We start from the raw sequence: 15,883 nt of genomic DNA, 5'->3' as shown, positions 1-15,883 counted from the left end.
GGCGTGGGATAGGCGGAGAAGCCTGGCAGATCAGAAGAACCCCAGCTTCTTCGGCGAATAGCTCACCAGCAGGTTCTTCGTCTGCTGATAGTGGTTGAGCATCATCTTGTGGTTCTCACGCCCGATGCCCGATTGCTTGTAGCCGCCGAATGCCGCGTGCGCCGGATAGGCGTGATAGCAGTTGGTCCATACGCGTCCCGCCTTGATCGCGCGGCCCATGCGGTAGCACGTGTTGGCATCGCGCGACCACACGCCGGCGCCCAGGCCGTACAGCGTGTCGTTGGCCAGCGCCAGCGCATCATCGGCGTCCTTGAACGTGGTGACCGCCACGACCGGCCCGAAGATTTCTTCCTGGAACACGCGCATCTTGTTGTGGCCCTTGAACACCGTGGGCTGCACGTAGTAGCCGCCTTCCAGCCCGCCTTGCATCTGCGCGCGCGAGCCGCCCGCCAGCACGTCCGCGCCTTCCTGCTTGCCGATGTCCAGATAGGACAGGATCTTCTCGAGCTGCTCGGTGGAGGCCTGCGCGCCCAGCATGGTGTCGGCATCCAGCGGGTTGCCTTGCTTGATCTCGGCCACGCGTTTCAGGGCGCGTTCCATGAACTTGTCGTAGAGCGATTCCTGGATCAGCGCGCGGCTGGGGCACGTGCACACTTCGCCCTGGTTCAGCGCGAACATGACGAAGCCCTCGACCGCCTTGTCCAGGAAGTCGTCGTCCTGCGCCGCCACGTCCGCAAAGAAGATGTTGGGTGACTTGCCGCCCAGTTCCAGTGTGACGGGGATGATGTTCTGCGACGCGTACTGCATGATCAGCCGGCCGGTGGTGGTCTCTCCGGTGAAGGCGATCTTGGCGATGCGCTTGCTGGATGCCAGCGGCTTGCCCGCTTCCAGCCCGAAGCCGGTCACGACGTTCACGACGCCCGGGGGCAGGATGTCGCCGATCAGTTCCATCAGCAGCAGGATGCCCAGCGGCGTCTGCTCGGCGGGTTTCAGCACCACGCAATTGCCCGCCGCCAGCGCAGGCGCAAGCTTCCACGCGGCCATCAGGATGGGGAAGTTCCACGGGATGATCTGACCGACCACGCCCAGCGGTTCGTTGAAGTGGTAAGCCACGGTGTCGTGGTCGATCTCGGATAGCCCGCCTTCCTGGCTGCGGATGCACGAGGCGAAGTAGCGGAAGTGGTCGATGGCCAGCGGGATGTCGGCCGCGCGGGCTTCGCGGATGGGCTTGCCGTTGTCCCAGGTTTCCGCCGTGGCCAGGCGTTCCAGGTTGGCTTCCATCACGTCCGCGATCTTCATCAGCATGCGGGCGCGTTCGGCAGCCGGGGTCGAACCCCATTTCGGCGCGGCGCGGTGCGCGGCGTCTAGCGCCAGTTCGATGTCGCGCTCTTTCGAGCGCGCGTTGCGGCTCAGGGTCTGGCCCGTGACCGGCGTGACGTTGTCGAAGTATTCGCCATCCGCGGGCGACTGCCACTTGCCGTCGATGAAATTGTCGTACTGCGTCTTGAGGTCCAGGCGGGTGCCGTAGGTCTCCGGGGTAACGCGGGTCGCGATATCCATGCTTGTCTCCGTATCGTTGGAATGGCGGCAGTGGACTGCCTGTCCGGTATCAAGCAAAACGCATGCCAGTCGGGGCATCCCGGCTGGACAGCCTGCCGCACGCGTGCGAAAGTAGTTTTTCAATGTCGCAATCCGCGACGTTGTCGCGCAACAGGTGTCGCAGCACAGGCGTCGCAGAACGCCGGTCCTAGGAGACATACATGGCTTCTCACTCCGGTCGGCAGACGCTGACGCAGGCGCGGCTGCTCTTCAACCAGCAGGGCGCGGTGCCGGGCGGCATGGTTGCCGAACCCATCCTGCGTTCCTGGCGCCGCTGCGCCGACCTGGGCTTTGACATGCGCGGCGTGCGCCGCGCCGAGCTCATGACGCAGGGCGAACTGCGCGAAGCCCAGCAGCGCAACGAAGCGCTGCGCCGCCTGTCCGAACCCGCCATCGCCTACCTGCGCCGCCAGGCCGGCGGCAGCGGCAACCTCGTCATTCTGTCGGACGCGCAGGGCCTGGTGCTGGACTCGGACGGCGATACGGGCTTTGCGCATCGGGCCTCGCGCGTGGCCCTGATGCCCGGCGCGCCGTGGGACGAAGCCGCCGCCGGCACCAATGCCATCGGCACTGCGCTGGTCGAAGGCCGGCCCATCGCCGTGCACGGCGCCGAACACTATTTCGAACCCAACCGCATCCTGACCTGCGCTGCCGTCCCCATCACCGACAGTGAAGGCCGCACGCTGGGCGTGCTCGATCTCTCCAGCCAGGCCCGCGACGTGCGCCCCGATGCGCTGGCGCTGGTGCGCGGGGCGGTGGACCGCATTGAACATCAATTGTTCGAAAGCGCTTATGAACAATGCACCGTGCTGCGCCTGCATGCCGACCCGGCCGGGCTGGGCCAGCCCGGCGAAGCGCTGCTGGCATTCCAGGGCGACCTGCTCATCGGCGCCAACCGGCGCGCGCTGCAGGCGCTGGCACTGGCGGCGACCGCGCTGGGCGTGTACCGCTACGCGGACGTGTTCGACGGCGACATCGAACGATGCCCGGATGCCTCGGGCAGGGTACATGCGCGGACGGGCGCGGTCTATCACGCTCGGCTGCGCATGCCGCGCACGCGCGCCCCGCAACCGCCCGCCGCACCCGCGTCGCGCACGCCCGGTGCGCTGGCCAGAACGCCGGCCCCCAGCTTCGATGCCGCGACGCTAGGCGCGCTGGCGCGCGCCGTGCATCTGGCGGACGCCGGCGTGTCGATCCTGCTGCAGGGCGAAACGGGCGTGGGCAAGGAGGTGTTTGCGCGGCAGATCCATGCGCGCGGCCAACGCGCGGCCGGCCCCTTCGTGGCGGTGAACTGCGCCGCCTTGCCGGAAAGCCTGATCGAATCGGAATTGTTCGGCTACGAAGACGGGGCCTTCACCGGTGCGCGCCGTCAGGGCAGCAAGGGCCTGTTGCGGCAGGCGCACGGCGGCGTGCTGTTCCTGGACGAGATCGGCGACATGCCGCTGCTGCTGCAATCGCGCCTGCTGCGCGTGCTGCAGACGCGCGAGGTCTCGCCCTTGGGCGCGGCGCGGCCCGTGCGGGTGGACTTCACCTTGGTGTGCGCGACGCATCGGCCACTTGCGCATGAAGGCCTGGATGCACCGGTGCGTCCTGACCTGTACTTCCGGATTGCCGAATACACCGTCACGCTCGAGCCCCTGCGTGCGCGGGCCGACCGCCTGGAATTGCTGCGCGAGCTGTGGGCGGCGCAAGGCGCGGGTCCCGCGCTGCCACCCGCCATCGAAGCCGTTCTCGCGGCGTATTCGTGGCCAGGCAATTACCGCCAACTGGCATCTGTGCTGCGCACGTTGCATGTGCTGGCGGGACCGGCGGGCAGGGTGGATGCAGACATGCTGCCGGCGCAATTGCGCGGTGCAGCGAGCGCCCCGAAGATTGACGCGCAGCCGTCCGGCGCGGCAACTTCAGCGCCCGCACCGGCCAGCGCAAGCGGCGCTCTGCACGCCATGACGGATGCCGCCATCCGCGGCGCATTGGCCGAAAACGGCGGCAGTGTCAGCCGCGCGGCGCGCGCGTTGGGCGTGCACCGCAGCACGGTGTACCGGCGCGCCGCCGCATTGGGCCTGGCGCGCCCGAAATAACCGGTGCAGGAACGCGCAGCGGGCGATCAGCCGATCAGACGCGCCAGTTCCGCACCCGGATCCTTGGCGCGCATGAACGCTTCGCCCACCAGGAACGCGTCGACCTTGTGGTCGCGCATCAGCTTCACGTCTTCCGGCTTGAGGATGCCGCTTTCGGTCACCACGCGTTTGCCGGCCGGGATGCGCGGCAAAAGGTCCAGCGTGGTTTGCAGGCTGGTTTCGAATGTGCGCAGGTTGCGGTTGTTGATGCCCAGGAGCGGCGTCTTGAGCGTAAGCGCGACATCCAGCTCCTGGGCGTCGTGCACCTCGACCAGCACGTCCATGCCCAGTTCGATCGCCAGCGTTTCGTAGTCGCGCAGTTGCGCGGGGGTGAGCGCGGCCACGATCAGCAGCACGCAGTCGGCGCCCATCGCACGCGCCGCGACGATCTGATAGGGATCGATCACGAAGTCCTTGCGCAGCACCGGCAGCGCGCACGCGGCCCGCGCCTGGCGCAGGTGGTCGTGCGAGCCCTGGAAGAACTGCACGTCCGTCAGCACGGACAGGCAGGCCGCGCCGTGCACGGCGTAGGTAGCGGCGATCTCGGCGGGCGCAAAGCCCTCGCGGATGACGCCCTTCGAGGGCGAGGCTTTCTTGATTTCAGCGATGACGCCGGCTTTGCCTTGCGAGATCTTGTCTTCGATGGCCTGGGCGAAACCGCGCACGTCCTGGCGCGCCTGCGCTTCGCGCAGGACTTCGGCTTCGCTGCGCATCTGGCGTGCGGCGGCGACTTCCTCAGCTTTGACAGCGAGGATCTTCGCGAGAATATCGTTCATTTCTGGAATGTCCGGGTGTATGCGCAGAATTCTTCCAGCTTGGCTCGCGCCGCGCCGGTGGAAATTAGTTCAAATGCTAGCGCTAAGGCTTCGGGAATGGAATCGGCTTTGTTGCCGGCATAGATGGCGAGCCCGGCGTTCAGGGCGACGATGTCTCTGGCCGCGCCCTCGACATTCTCCAGCGCCTCTATGACAAGCTCGCGCGACTGCTCGCGATTGGACACCTTGATGCTCCGGTTGGACATCATGGATAGCCCGTAGTCCTCGGGATGGATTTCATACTCGCGGACCACGCCGTCCTTCAGTTCGCCGACCATCGTGGCTCCGCCCAGCGAGGCCTCGTCCATGCCGTCCTTGCCGTGCACGACCAGCACATGGCGCGAACCCAGGCGTTCCAGCACGCGAACCTGAATGCCGACGAGGTCGGGGTGGAAGACGCCCATCAACTGGTTGGCGGCGCCGGCCGGGTTGGTCAGCGGACCCAGGATGTTGAAGATCGTGCGCACGGCCAGTTCCTTGCGCACCGCGGCCACGTTCTTCATCGCGCCGTGGTGGGCGGGCGCAAACATGAAACCGATGCCGGTCTCCTGGATGCATTCGGCCACCTGCTCCGGCGTCAGCACCAGGTTGGCGCCCAGCGCCTCCAGCACGTCGGCGCTGCCGCTGGACGACGAGGCGCTGCGGTTGCCGTGTTTGGCAATGGGCACGCCGGCCGCGGCCGCGACGAACATTGCGGTCGTGGAAATGTTGAACGTGTGGCTGCCGTCGCCGCCCGTGCCGCACATGTCCAGCAGGTCGTTCGGGTTGGGCGTGACCACGGGCGTGGCGAACTCGCGCATGACCTGAGCCGCGGCGGTGATCTCGCCAACGGTTTCCTTCTTGACGCGCAGGCCCATCAAAAGCGCGCTGGCGATCTGCGGCGACATCTCGCCGCGCATCAGCATGCGCATCAGGTGCAGCATTTCGTCGTGGAAAATTTCGCGGTGTTCGATGCAGCGCGTCAGCGCTTCGGAGGGGGAAATCGTCACGGTGCGTCCTTCTTAGGCGAGGTTCAGGAAGTTGCGCAGCAAGGCGTGGCCGTGCTCGCTCAGTACGGATTCGGGGTGGAACTGTACCCCGTACAACGGCAGCGTCTTGTGCCGCACGCCCATGATGTCGCCGTCCGGCGCCGTCGCGGTGACCGCCAGGCAATCAGGCAGGGTGGCCGGGTCGATGGTCAGCGAGTTGTAGCGGATGACAGTGTACGGCGTCGGCAGGCCTTCAAAGATGTCAGTGCCCGTGTGCGAAAGCTGGATCGTCTTGCCGTGCATGATCTGCTGCGCGCGCACGATGTCGCCCCCGAAGGCCGCGCCGATGGCCTGGTGGCCCAGGCACACGCCCAGAATGGGCTTCTTGCCGGCATACGCCTGGATCAGCGGCACCGAGATGCCGGCCTCGGCCGGCGAGCACGGACCGGGCGACACGCAGATCTGGTCGGGATTGAGCGCAGCCACTTCATCGAGCGTGATCTGGTCGTTGCGCGCCACGCGCACGTCCACGCCCAGCTCGCCAAAGTACTGCACCAGGTTGTAGGTAAAGGAATCGTAGTTGTCGATCATCAAGAGCATTTTTTTCTCCTCTGGGCCGTTCAGCGGCCCGGGCGGTAATTCGATTGGGCCGGGGCCTCAGATGGGTTCGTCCAGGCCGTGCTGCACCTGCTCGGCCGCGCGCAGCACGGCGCGCGCCTTGGCTTCGGTCTCGGCCCATTCGGCTTCGGGGTTCGAATCGGCCACGATGCCGGCGGCCGCCTGCACGTACAGCGTGCCGTCCTTGATGACGCCGGTGCGGATCGCAATCGCCACGTCCATCTCGCCGCCGTAGCTCAGGTAGCCGGCCGCGCCGCCGTAGATGCCGCGGCGCACGGGTTCCAGTTCGTCGATGATCTTCATGGCCTCGACCTTGGGGGCGCCCGTCAGCGTGCCGGCCGGGAACGAGGCGCGCAGCACGTCCATGCTGCTCATGCCGGGGTTCAGGGTGCCGGTCACGTTCGACACCAGATGCATCACGTGCGAATAGCGCTCGATGACCATGGTGTCGCTGACCTTCACCGAGCCCACCTGCGCGACGCGGCCCACATCGTTGCGCGCCAGGTCGATCAGCATGACGTGTTCGGCGATTTCCTTCGGGTCCGCCTTCAGTTCGGCCGCCAGCGCCGCGTCTTCCTCGGGCGTGCCGCCACGCTTGCGCGTGCCCGCCAGCGGACGGATCGTGATCTGCGACTTCGGCTCGCCGTTTTCCACCGTGCGCTCCTGGCGCACCAGAATCTCGGGCGACGCGCCCACCACCTGGAAATCACCGAAGTTCCAGAAGTACATATAGGGGGAGGGATTGAGCGACCGCAGGGCGCGGTAGAGGGACAGCGGCGAATCGCGGAAGGGCTTGGCGATGACCTGGCCGATCTGGACCTGCATCAGGTCGCCGGCGGCGATATGTTCCTTGGCGCGCAGCACGGCCGCCAGGTAGTCCTCTTTCTTGAAATCGCGCCGTTCCTCGGTCTGCATGCTGGCGTGGCTGTACGGAATCTCCACGGGGCGGCGCAGGCGCGCGCGCAGGTCGGTCAGGCGCTGCTGCGCACGGCTGTAGGCCTCGGGCTGGCTGGGATCCGCGTAGACCATCAGGTAGATGCGGCCGGCCAGGTTGTCGACGATGACCAGTTCGTCCACGTGCATCAGCATCAGGTCGGGCGTGCCGCCTTCCATGCCGGCCGGAAACGGCTTGACCGCGGGACCCAGGCACGGCTCGATGTGGCGCACGGTGTCGTAGCCGAAGTAACCGGCCAGGCCGCCGCAGAAGCGCGGCATGCCCGGGCGCAGCGCGACCTTGAAGCGGCTCTGGTATTGCTCGATGAAGGCCAGCGGATCGCCATCGTGCGTCTCGGCGACCTTGCCGTCGTGCAGCACCTCGGTGCGCGTGCCGCTGGCGCGGATCACCGTGCGCGCGGGCAGGCCGATGAACGAATAGCGGCCGAAGCGCTCGCCGCCCACCACGGATTCCATCAGGCAGGTCATGCGGCCGGCCAAGGGGCCCGAATGCGCCAGCTTCAGGTAGATGCCAAGCGGGGTGTCCAGATCGGCGTAGGTCTCGGCCACCAGCGGAATGCGGTTGTAGCCTTGTGCCGCAAGGGCCTTGAATTCGATTTCGGTCATGTCGGGTCTCGTAAGCGGTGTCTGCTTTCGGACCGGGCACGCAACAAAAAACCCGGTCCAGTTGACTGGTTCCGGGTTGGGCGCTGTTTACACAGTGTCGGCGCTAGGCGGCAAGGTCGCGTCTAGGGCCGGGAAGGGGAATCATCGCCACCCGGAAGACAAACGCCACCAACGCCACGAGGCGCCGAGCATTTGGTTCTGGATGGAAACGTTCATTGAGCGGTTCGGTAATAGAGTACGCGGTAGTAAATTCGTGCTTGGGTTGCGACGCTGATCAGGCGGGGACTTTTGCGGCGTTCTGGTTCTGATTCCAGAGCGCGACCCACTGGGCGGCGTCAACAAGCGTGTCAACTATACCATCGACATCCAGCTCGCGCACGTCACGGCCTTCGTTGTAGCCATACGGCACCACCAGGACCTGCGTGCCCGCGCTGCGGCCGGCCTGCGCGTCGTTGATCGAATCGCCGATCGTCACGGCCTCGGTCACACCCACGCCCATCAGGTCGCACGCATGGTGGATCTGGTCGGGATCGGGCTTGCGGCGCTCGCAGGTGTCGCCGCACACCACGGCCTCGAAAAAGCCCGCCAGCCCCGTGCGCTGCAAGAGCGGCAAGGTGAATTCCGTGGGCTTGTTGGTGACCACGGCCAGCTTCAGGCCCTGGTCGCGCATGAGCTTGAGGCCTTCGATCACGCCCGGGTAGACCTGCGCGCGCTCGCCGTTCACCAGGTGGTAATGGCGGTAGAAGGCCTCGCGGGCGCGCTGGAATTCGTCGGGCGACGGGTCGGCGGCATCGAGCGATCCAGCCAGGCTGCGCCGCACCAGGTTATCCACACCCTTGCCGACGAACGTGGCCACCACGTCCTCGCGCAGCGCGATCATGCCAAGTTCAACGCGCATGGCGTTGGCGGCAAACGCCAGATCGGGAATGGAGTCGAGCAGGGTACCGTCCAGGTCCAGCAGCGCGGCGCGAAAAGCGGTCATGTCGAATTCCTCAGACGGCGGTGGTTTCGCCAATGGCGATCTGGTCGCGCATGGCCTTGATGATGCCGGCGTAATCCGGCTTGCCGAAGATGGCCGAGCCGGCCACGAACGTGTCCGCGCCCGCGGCGCGGATTTCGGCGATGTTGTCGATCTTGACGCCGCCGTCCACCTGCAGAACGATCTCCTGGCCGCCGGCCTGCATCCACGCGTCGATGCGGGCGCGGGCCTCGCGCAGCTTGGTGAGCGCCGCCGGGATGAAGCTTTGGCCGCCAAACCCCGGGTTCACCGACATGATGAGCACCAGGTCGATCTTGTCCATCACGTAGTCCATGTAGGACAGCGGCGTGGCGGGATTGAAGACCAGACCGGCCTTGCAGCCGCTTTCGCGGATCAGGGACAGCGTGCGGTCCACGTGGGCGCTCGCGTCGGGGTGGAAGCTGATGTAGTCGGCGCCGGCCTTGGCAAACTGCGGCACCAGCGCGTCCACGGGTTCGACCATCAGGTGCACGTCGATCGGCACCTCAACGTGGGGGCGGATCGCGGCACAGACCATCGGGCCGATCGTCAGGTTGGGGACATAGTGGTTGTCCATCACGTCCACGTGGATCCAGTCGGCGCCGGCGGCGACGACGTTGCGGACTTCCTCGCCCAGCCGGGCGAAGTCAGCCGACAGGATGCTGGGAGTAATGCGGGTGGAGGCCGTTTGCTTGGACATGATGTTCGGGGTCGGGGAGGGCATAATGTGCCATTATTGCAGTTTGAGGCGCCGCAGCGGGTATGCCCCGGTTGGCGCGCCTGAAATTCCGTCTTTCAAGCGTGGGCGCCAACGTTGCGCCGCCCGCGCTCAGTCACACAGGGAAGGACTGTGAAACCTTACGACCTGAGCGTCTCTGTCTCTCCGCGCTTCGTGCCCGAACAGTCCGACCCCGGCGAACAGCAATTCGTGTTCGCCTACACCGTCCGCATCACCAATACCGGCGAACATCCCGCGCAGGTGATCAGCCGCCACTGGATCATCACCGACGGCAACCAGCGCGTGCAGGAAGTGCGCGGCCTGGGCATCGTGGGGCAGCAGCCCCTCCTGGCCCCGGGCGAGACCTTCGAGTACACCAGCGGCTGTCCCCTGCCCACGCCGGTCGGCACGATGCGCGGCATCTACCACTGCGTCGGCGAGAACGGCATTCCGTTCGAAGTGCCGATCACCGAATTCGTCCTGGCCATGCCGCGCACCTTGCACTGAGTATGGTCCGGCCTTCCGTTGCACGTTTTTCCCTCTGCACATGAAGCGCATTCTTAGCCTGTCCGTGCTGTCGATCCTGCTGGCGGCATGTTCCACCCCCTCGGATATTCCCCCTGAATCCGGCCTGCCCGCCACGCCCGGCGCGCGTCCGCCCGCAGCGGACGGCCCGCTCGTCGTGCCGCCGCTGGGCTCGCTGCCCGACACCGCGCCGCGCGCGCTGGCTGGCAAGCTGAAGCCAGCCAACTGGTCCGAGCTGCCCGGCTGGAGCGCCGACGATCTGTCCCAGTTCTGGCCCCTGTTCCTGCGCAACTGCAAGGGGCTGATGCGGCCCACCAGCGGCAACCTGGCTGCGCCCGCGCGCGCCACGCCGCGCGCCTGGCAGCCGGTCTGCGCCGCCGCCATCGATCCGGCCCGCGCGCCCGCCGCCGGCGACGCCGAAGGCGTGCGCCGTTTCCTGCAGACTTACCTGCAACCCTGGCGCCTGAACGCGGCCGACGGCAAGCCGGCCACCAATACGGTGACGGGATACTACGAACCCTTGGTGCGCGGATCGCGCCGTCAGGGCGGCGTCTACCAATGGCCCCTGTACGCGGTGCCCGCCGACCTGCTGACGATCGACCTGGGTTCCGTCTACCCCGACCTGGCCGGCAAGCGCGTGCGCGGCAAGCTCGACGGCAAGCGCGTCGTGCCGTACGACACGCGCGCCGCCATCGAATCGTCGTCCGGCCGCCGCCCGCCCGTGGTGGTCTGGGTGGACGATCCCGTGGACAATTTCTTCCTGCAGGTCCAGGGCTCCGGCCGCGTGCAGCTGACCGACGGCCCCGACGCCGGCAAGACCATCCGCGTCGCCTACGCCGACCACAACGGCCAGCCGTACGTGTCCATCGGCCGCTGGCTGATCGACCGCGGCGAACTAACCGCCGATCAGGCGTCCATGCAGAACATCCGGGCCTGGGCGCAGCGCAATCCCAAGCGCGTGCCTGAAATGCTCAACGCCAATCCGGCCGTGGTGTTCTTCCGTGAAGAGGCGGTCATCGACCCCGAACAAGGGCCCAAGGGCGCCTACGCCATTCCGCTCGCGCCGCGGCGCTCGGTGGCGGTGGACGCAACCTTCGTGCCGCTCGGCACGCCGCTGTTCCTGTCCACCACCTATCCCGCGTCGGACCGGCCCCTGCAGCGCCTGGTGTTCGCCCAGGACACCGGCACCGCCATCCGCGGGGCGGCGCGCGCCGACTTCTACTGGGGTTACGGCGAAGAAGCCGGCCAGCAGGCGGGCCGCATGAAGCAACGCGGCCAGATGTGGCTGCTGTGGCCCAAACAGGCCGGGGAGCCTTCCGCACGATGAGCCATCAGATCGTAGTTTGCGGGGCCGGCATCGTCGGCCTGTCCACCGCGCTGGCGCTGGCTCGCCGCGGCCAGCGCGTGGCCGTGCTGGCGCCGCGCGCCGCCGTGCCGCCCGCCGATCCCAACCGCTATCACCCCCGCGTCTACGCCATTTCGCCAGCCAGCCAGCGCTTTCTGGCCGACATCGGCGTGTGGGACGCCATGCCCGCGTCGCGGCTGATGCCGGTGCAGGCCATGGAGATCCACGGCGACGCGGACGGCCAGGTCAACCTGAACGCCTGGCAGGCGGCGCTGCCGCAACTGGCCTGGATCGTCGAATCCGGCGAGATCGAGCGCGTCCTGATCCAGGCCGTGCGCATGTTCGGCATCGCCTGGCTGGAAGACCGCTGCACCGGCTACCAGAACGGCGCTGTCGACACCGAAAGCGGCGCGCGCATCCAGGCCGAACTCTTCGTCGGCGCCGACGGCGCGGCTTCGCCGCTGCGCGAGGCGGCCGGGATGAAGCACGAAGCCCAGTCCTACAACGACACCGGACTCGTCGTGCATCTGGACGCGGAACTGCCGCACCAGGGCACCGCGATCCAATGGTTCCGCGACGACGGCGTGCTGGCGCTGCTGCCGCTGCCCGACACCGCGGACGGTCCGCAGGTGTCCATGGTGTGGTCCATGCGCAGCGAACTGGCCCAGCAACTGCTCGAACTGCCCCAGGAAGCGCAAACCGCCCGCCTGGAGGCCCTGCTGGCTCAGGCTGCCGAAGGGCGGCTGGGCCGCCTGAAGGTCCGCAGCAAGCTGCACGGTTTTCCGCTGACGCTGGAACGCGCCCAGATGGTGGCCCCCGGCATTGCGCTGGCCGGAGACGCCGCGCACCGCCTGCACCCGCTGGCGGGCCAGGGCCTGAATCTGGGGCTGGGCGACGTCGAGGCGCTGGCGCGCATCGTCGCCGAACGTGAACCCTACCGCCAGGCCGGCGACCTGCGCGTGCTGCACCGCTACCAGCGGGCGCGCGCCGAGCCGGTCCTGGCCATGCGCTTGGCCACCGACGGCCTGCACAAGCTGTTTGGATCGAAGGCGACGCCGCTCGTCTGGCTGCGCAACGCCGGCATGCATTGGGTCGAAGGCGCGCCGCTGATCAAGCGCCGGCTGATCGCGGGGGCGTCCGCCAATTAGGCAGCCGGCGAGCCCGGGTAGGGGAACCTGCGCGGGCCGGCGGCCGTCTGATAGCGATCCGCATGCCCGCCGCTCGCCGCCTGCCGCGGCCGCCCGCCCCGGATCGGTTACGCTTTCCGGCTGAGCACACGACTGACAAGACCAGGAGTACCGATGAAATTCCGCATACCCGCCACCCTGGCGGCCTGTTTCCTCGCCGCGGGTATCGGCCTGTCCGCCACGGCCCACGCGCAGGGCGCGAAGTCCGTCTCCACGCAGTCCGTGGGCGAGGCGGCCAAGGGCGAAAAAAGCGTCTCCACCACCGAACTCGATCCCCAGTCGGCCGCCGTCAAGGAACGCTTTCAGCAGCGCTTTTCCGGCATGAACGTCACGACCGTGCGCCGCACGCCTTATGGCCTCTTTGAAGTGCAGCTCGGCATGGACCTGATCTACACCGACGAAGGCGTGACGTGGGTCATGGAAGGTCCGCTGATCGACGCCGCCACGCGCCGCGACGTCACCCGCGAATCCCAGGAAAAGCTCAGCGCCGTCACGTTCGACCAGTTGCCGCTGGACCTGGCGATCAAGCAAGTCAAGGGCGACGGCTCGCGCAAGGTCGCGATCTTCGAAGACCCCAACTGCGGCTACTGCAAGCAGTTGCGCAAGACGCTCGAAGGCGTGGACAACCTGACCGTCTACACCTTCCTCTATCCCATCCTGTCGCCGGACTCCAAGGTCAAGGTGCGCAACGTCTGGTGCGCCAAGGACCAGGGCAAGACCTGGGACGACTGGATGCTGCGCGGCAAGACGCCGCCCAGCGCCGATTGCGACGTGCCCGAAGACAAGCTGCTGGCGCTGGGTCAGCAATTGATGGTGCGCGGCACGCCGACGCTGTTCTTTGCCGACGGCTCGCGCATCAGCGGCGCGCTGCCGCTGGACCAGCTCAAGGCCCGTTTGAACTGACCGGCGCACGTCGCGCCGGCCCGGAAAAGGGTGGCGCGGCACGCGCCATCCCTCCCGGAGACAAGACTTGAAAATCGCAATCCTCGACGATTACCACGACGTAGCCCGGCGCTATGCGGACTGGACCTCGCTGGGCGGTGACGCCGAGGTGCAGATCTTCAACAACTTCATCCCCGACGACCAGGTCGAGGCCGCGCTCGAGTCCTTCGACGTGATCGTCGCCATGCGCGAGCGCACGCCGTTTCCCGCCGAGCGCATCCGCGCACTGCCCAAGCTGCGCCTCCTGGTCACCACCGGCATGCGCAACAACGCCATCGACATGCAGGCCTGCGCCGCGCAGGGCATCGTCGTGTCCGGCGCGCCCGGCAGCGCTGACGCCAACACGGCCACGGCAGAGCTCGCCTGGGCTCACATCCTGGGGCTTTTCAAGCACCTGCCCGCCGAAGACGCCGCCATGCGCCGCGGCATGTGGCAGACGGCCATGCCTGAGCCGCTGGCCGGCAAGCGCCTGGGCGTGGTGGGCCTGGGCAAGCTGGGCGCCGCGGTTGCCAAGGTGGGTCTGGCCTTCGGCATGGACGTCGTGGCCTGGAGCCCCAACCTGACCGACGAGCGCGCCCAGGCCGCCGGCGTCACGCGTGTGGACAAGCACGAACTCTTTTCCACGTCCGACGTCGTAAGCCTGCACCTGATCCTGTCCGACCGCAGCCGTCACGTGGTGGATGCCACCGCGCTGGCCGCGATGAAGCCGACCGCCTACCTGGTGAATACCTCGCGCGCCGGTCTCGTCGACCAGGACGCGCTGATGGACGCCCTGGTGAAGTTCCGCATCGCCGGCGCCGGCCTGGACGTCTACCCCGAAGAGCCGCTGTCCCCCACCGACAACGTGCGCGATCTGGACAACGTGATCCTCACGCCGCACCTGGGCTACGTCAGCCGCGAGAACTTCGAGGCGTTCTACCAGAATTGCCTGGAAGCCGTGAAGGCCTGGGCGGCGGGTGCGCCGATCCGGGTGCTGAACGCCTGATACCGCCAAGCAAAAAAATGGGGCTGCCTGTCGCAGCCCCATTTTTATTCGGGTGGTTCGCCTTTTAGGCGGCGCATCACCCGCGCGAGAACATCACCTTTTTCTCGATGATCGCGCCTGGCTCCAACGCCGGCGGCGTATCGCCACATGCGTCGTCCGCGTCTTCCGTGGGATCGACCGCATCAAATGCGGTGTCGCCGTTGGCGTCCGGCACGCCCGTGGGCTTCAAGCCCACGAAGTCGAACAGGTCGCGGTCCATCAGGTGCGAGGGCACCACGCGCGACAGCGCGTTGAACACGTTCCAGGAACGGCCCGGGTGCTGCTTGTCCCATTCCTTGATCATGCGGCCCACTTCCTTGCGCTTCAGGTTCTCTTGCGAGCCGCAGAGATTGCACGGAATGATGGGGAACTGCTTGAGCTCGGCGTAGGCGATCAGGTCGGACTCGACCACATACGCGAGCGGGCGGATCACCGTGTGGCGGCCGTCGTCGGACACCAGCTTGGGCGGCATGCCCTTGGCCTTGCCGCCGTAGAACAGGTTCAGGAAGAACGTGGCCAGGATGTCGTCGCGATGATGGCCCAGCGCGATCTTGGTGGCGCCCAGTTCCGAGGCGACGCGGTAAAGGATGCCGCGGCGCAGCCGCGAACAGAGCGAGCACATCGTCTTGCCCTCTTCCAGCACGCGCGTCACGATCGAATACGTGTCCTGCGTCTCGATGTGGAAGGGAACGCCCAGTTCCTTCAGGTATTGCGGCAGGATGTGATCGGGAAAGCCAGGCTGCTTCTGGTCCAGGTTCACCGCGATCAGTTCGAACTTGAACGGCGCGCGCTTCTGGAGCTGCAGCAGGATGTCCAGCATGGCATAGGAATCCTTGCCGCCGGACAGGCAGACCATCACGCGGTCGCCTTCCTCGATCATGTTGTAGTCGGACAGGGCGCGCGTGGTCTCGCGCGCCAGCCGCTTGGTCAGCTTGTTGCCTTCGAGGCGCGCCTTTTCGTCGGCGGGCGTGCGAAATTGCACGGCGGGGGAAGCGATATCGTTCATGTCAGCGATTGATCTGGATTTCCACGCCCACCGCCGCACAGTCGGAGAAGGCCATGGGCTTGCTGATGCGCAGGCGCAGCGCGCGGATTTCCTGGAAGTCCGCCAGCAGGCGCGCGGCAACTTGTTCGGACAGGGTTTCGATCAGGTTCACGTGCGCCTGCGTGCATTCCTCGACAATCGCCTCGCGCAGCCGGCGGTAGTCCAGCACGCTGTGGATATCGTGGTCGTCCACCGAGCGTTGGATGTCGACGTCGAATTCGGCATCGACGTGCAGGGGCTGGGTGGCGCGGCGCTCGTGCTCGAGGATGCCGATGCGGGCGTCGAGCGCAAGGCCGGAAAGAATGATGCGGCGAGTGGGCATGATGAAAACCTGGGTGGAATAGCCGGAATTGTAAGGCGACGGCGGATGGCAGGACGCGCTGGCTACAATTCGGCCATGTCCGGGCGCCCGCAAGGCGCCGG

At 66.9% G+C, this 15,883-nt stretch carries 15 protein-coding genes; 6 read left to right on the top strand and 9 right to left on the bottom strand.

From position 1 onward, the window contains the following. Positions 1–30: 30 nt before the first annotated feature. The gene (gene adh / locus ASD71_RS14415) at positions 31–1,560 is read right to left on the bottom strand and encodes an aldehyde dehydrogenase (RefSeq protein WP_056565046.1); all 1,530 of its coding nucleotides are present in this window, start codon (positions 1,558–1,560) and stop codon (positions 31–33) included. 200 nt (positions 1,561–1,760) lie between these two features. On the opposite strand from adh, the gene ASD71_RS14410 reads away from it, so the two are divergent. Further along, positions 1,761–3,677, top strand: a complete 1,917-nt coding sequence (locus ASD71_RS14410; RefSeq protein ID WP_056565044.1) for a sigma-54-dependent Fis family transcriptional regulator — start codon at positions 1,761–1,763, stop codon at positions 3,675–3,677. 26 nt (positions 3,678–3,703) lie between these two features. Here the strand turns inward: ASD71_RS14410 and trpC are convergent, their stop codons facing one another. The 6 genes from trpC to rpe form a co-directional block, all read right to left on the bottom strand. Further along, positions 3,704–4,492 carry an indole-3-glycerol phosphate synthase TrpC gene (trpC, locus tag ASD71_RS14405; RefSeq protein WP_056319280.1) on the bottom strand — a complete coding sequence of 263 codons (789 nt, stop codon included), beginning with the start codon at positions 4,490–4,492 and terminating at the stop codon, positions 3,704–3,706. Further along, positions 4,489–5,520, bottom strand: a complete 1,032-nt coding sequence (gene trpD, locus ASD71_RS14400; RefSeq protein WP_056565041.1) for an anthranilate phosphoribosyltransferase — start codon at positions 5,518–5,520, stop codon at positions 4,489–4,491. Before trpD ends, trpC begins: the two co-directional genes overlap by 4 nt. A 12-nt stretch (positions 5,521–5,532) precedes the next feature. Then, complete coding sequence (locus ASD71_RS14395) at positions 5,533–6,099, bottom strand: aminodeoxychorismate/anthranilate synthase component II (protein ID WP_056565038.1); 567 nt, start codon at positions 6,097–6,099, stop codon at positions 5,533–5,535. Between the two features lie 57 nt (positions 6,100–6,156). After that, on the bottom strand, positions 6,157–7,677 hold the full coding sequence (trpE, locus tag ASD71_RS14390) for an anthranilate synthase component I (RefSeq protein ID WP_056565035.1): 1,521 nt from the start codon (positions 7,675–7,677) through the stop codon (positions 6,157–6,159). 274 nt (positions 7,678–7,951) lie between these two features. After that, positions 7,952–8,659: a phosphoglycolate phosphatase gene (locus ASD71_RS14385; protein ID WP_056565032.1), complete on the bottom strand. Its 708-nt coding sequence runs from the start codon at positions 8,657–8,659 to the stop codon at positions 7,952–7,954. A 10-nt stretch (positions 8,660–8,669) separates the two neighbouring features. Next, entirely contained in the window at positions 8,670–9,398 is a 729-nt protein-coding gene (gene rpe / locus ASD71_RS14380; protein WP_056565028.1) for a ribulose-phosphate 3-epimerase, read from the bottom strand. A gap of 126 nt (positions 9,399–9,524) precedes the next feature. Here rpe and apaG point away from each other — a divergent pair, with 126 nt between their 5' ends. The 5 genes from apaG (at position 9,525) to ASD71_RS14355 (ending at position 14,376) form a co-directional block, all read left to right on the top strand. Beyond that, positions 9,525–9,899 carry a Co2+/Mg2+ efflux protein ApaG gene (gene apaG, locus ASD71_RS14375; RefSeq protein WP_056565024.1) on the top strand — a complete coding sequence of 125 codons (375 nt, stop codon included), beginning with the start codon at positions 9,525–9,527 and terminating at the stop codon, positions 9,897–9,899. A gap of 40 nt (positions 9,900–9,939) precedes the next feature. Next, positions 9,940–11,244, top strand: coding sequence for a murein transglycosylase A (locus ASD71_RS14370; RefSeq protein ID WP_056565021.1), 1,305 nt, complete (start codon positions 9,940–9,942; stop codon positions 11,242–11,244). Further along, positions 11,241–12,410 carry a UbiH/UbiF family hydroxylase gene (locus ASD71_RS14365; RefSeq protein ID WP_056565018.1) on the top strand — a complete coding sequence of 390 codons (1,170 nt, stop codon included), beginning with the start codon at positions 11,241–11,243 and terminating at the stop codon, positions 12,408–12,410. Before ASD71_RS14370 ends, ASD71_RS14365 begins: the two co-directional genes overlap by 4 nt. A 153-nt stretch (positions 12,411–12,563) precedes the next feature. Next, positions 12,564–13,352 carry a DsbC family protein gene (locus ASD71_RS14360; protein WP_056565015.1) on the top strand — a complete coding sequence of 263 codons (789 nt, stop codon included), beginning with the start codon at positions 12,564–12,566 and terminating at the stop codon, positions 13,350–13,352. A 67-nt stretch (positions 13,353–13,419) separates the two neighbouring features. After that, complete coding sequence (locus ASD71_RS14355) at positions 13,420–14,376, top strand: D-2-hydroxyacid dehydrogenase family protein (protein ID WP_056565013.1); 957 nt, start codon at positions 13,420–13,422, stop codon at positions 14,374–14,376. A 76-nt stretch (positions 14,377–14,452) separates the two neighbouring features. On the opposite strand, the gene ttcA is transcribed toward ASD71_RS14355, so the two are convergent. Further along, positions 14,453–15,421 (bottom strand): tRNA 2-thiocytidine(32) synthetase TtcA, encoded by a 969-nt coding sequence (gene ttcA / locus ASD71_RS14350; RefSeq protein ID WP_056565010.1) that lies wholly within the window; start codon positions 15,419–15,421, stop codon positions 14,453–14,455. Between the two features lies 1 nt (position 15,422). Continuing rightward, complete coding sequence (gene folB / locus ASD71_RS14345; RefSeq protein WP_056565007.1) at positions 15,423–15,782, bottom strand: dihydroneopterin aldolase; 360 nt, start codon at positions 15,780–15,782, stop codon at positions 15,423–15,425. Between the last annotated feature and the right edge of the window lie 101 nt (positions 15,783–15,883).

Source organism: Achromobacter sp. Root565, from assembly GCF_001427425.1.
Classification (GTDB): Bacteria; Pseudomonadota; Gammaproteobacteria; order Burkholderiales; family Burkholderiaceae_B; genus Achromobacter; species Achromobacter spanius_D.
The sequence above is the reverse complement of the archived record's forward strand: the minus strand, read 5'-3'. Positions and strand labels throughout refer to the sequence as shown.

What these genes read in the sequence shown, in the direction of transcription:
- ASD71_RS14360 (WP_056565015.1), top strand. Translation starts at nt 12,564, where the DNA reads ATGAAATTCCGCATACCCGCCACCCTGGCGGCCTGTTTCCTCGCCGCG.
- ASD71_RS14410 (WP_056565044.1), top strand. Translation starts at nt 1,761, where the DNA reads ATGGCTTCTCACTCCGGTCGGCAGACGCTGACGCAGGCGCGGCTGCTC.
- ttcA (WP_056565010.1), bottom strand. Translation starts at nt 15,421, where the DNA reads ATGAACGATATCGCTTCCCCCGCCGTGCAATTTCGCACGCCCGCCGAC.
- ASD71_RS14370 (WP_056565021.1), top strand. Translation starts at nt 9,940, where the DNA reads ATGAAGCGCATTCTTAGCCTGTCCGTGCTGTCGATCCTGCTGGCGGCA.
- ASD71_RS14395 (WP_056565038.1), bottom strand. Translation starts at nt 6,099, where the DNA reads ATGCTCTTGATGATCGACAACTACGATTCCTTTACCTACAACCTGGTG.
- adh (WP_056565046.1), bottom strand. Translation starts at nt 1,560, where the DNA reads ATGGATATCGCGACCCGCGTTACCCCGGAGACCTACGGCACCCGCCTG.
- ASD71_RS14385 (WP_056565032.1), bottom strand. Translation starts at nt 8,659, where the DNA reads ATGACCGCTTTTCGCGCCGCGCTGCTGGACCTGGACGGTACCCTGCTC.
- trpE (WP_056565035.1), bottom strand. Translation starts at nt 7,677, where the DNA reads ATGACCGAAATCGAATTCAAGGCCCTTGCGGCACAAGGCTACAACCGC.
- folB (WP_056565007.1), bottom strand. Translation starts at nt 15,782, where the DNA reads ATGCCCACTCGCCGCATCATTCTTTCCGGCCTTGCGCTCGACGCCCGC.
- rpe (WP_056565028.1), bottom strand. Translation starts at nt 9,398, where the DNA reads ATGCCCTCCCCGACCCCGAACATCATGTCCAAGCAAACGGCCTCCACC.
- ASD71_RS14365 (WP_056565018.1), top strand. Translation starts at nt 11,241, where the DNA reads ATGAGCCATCAGATCGTAGTTTGCGGGGCCGGCATCGTCGGCCTGTCC.
- trpC (WP_056319280.1), bottom strand. Translation starts at nt 4,492, where the DNA reads ATGAACGATATTCTCGCGAAGATCCTCGCTGTCAAAGCTGAGGAAGTC.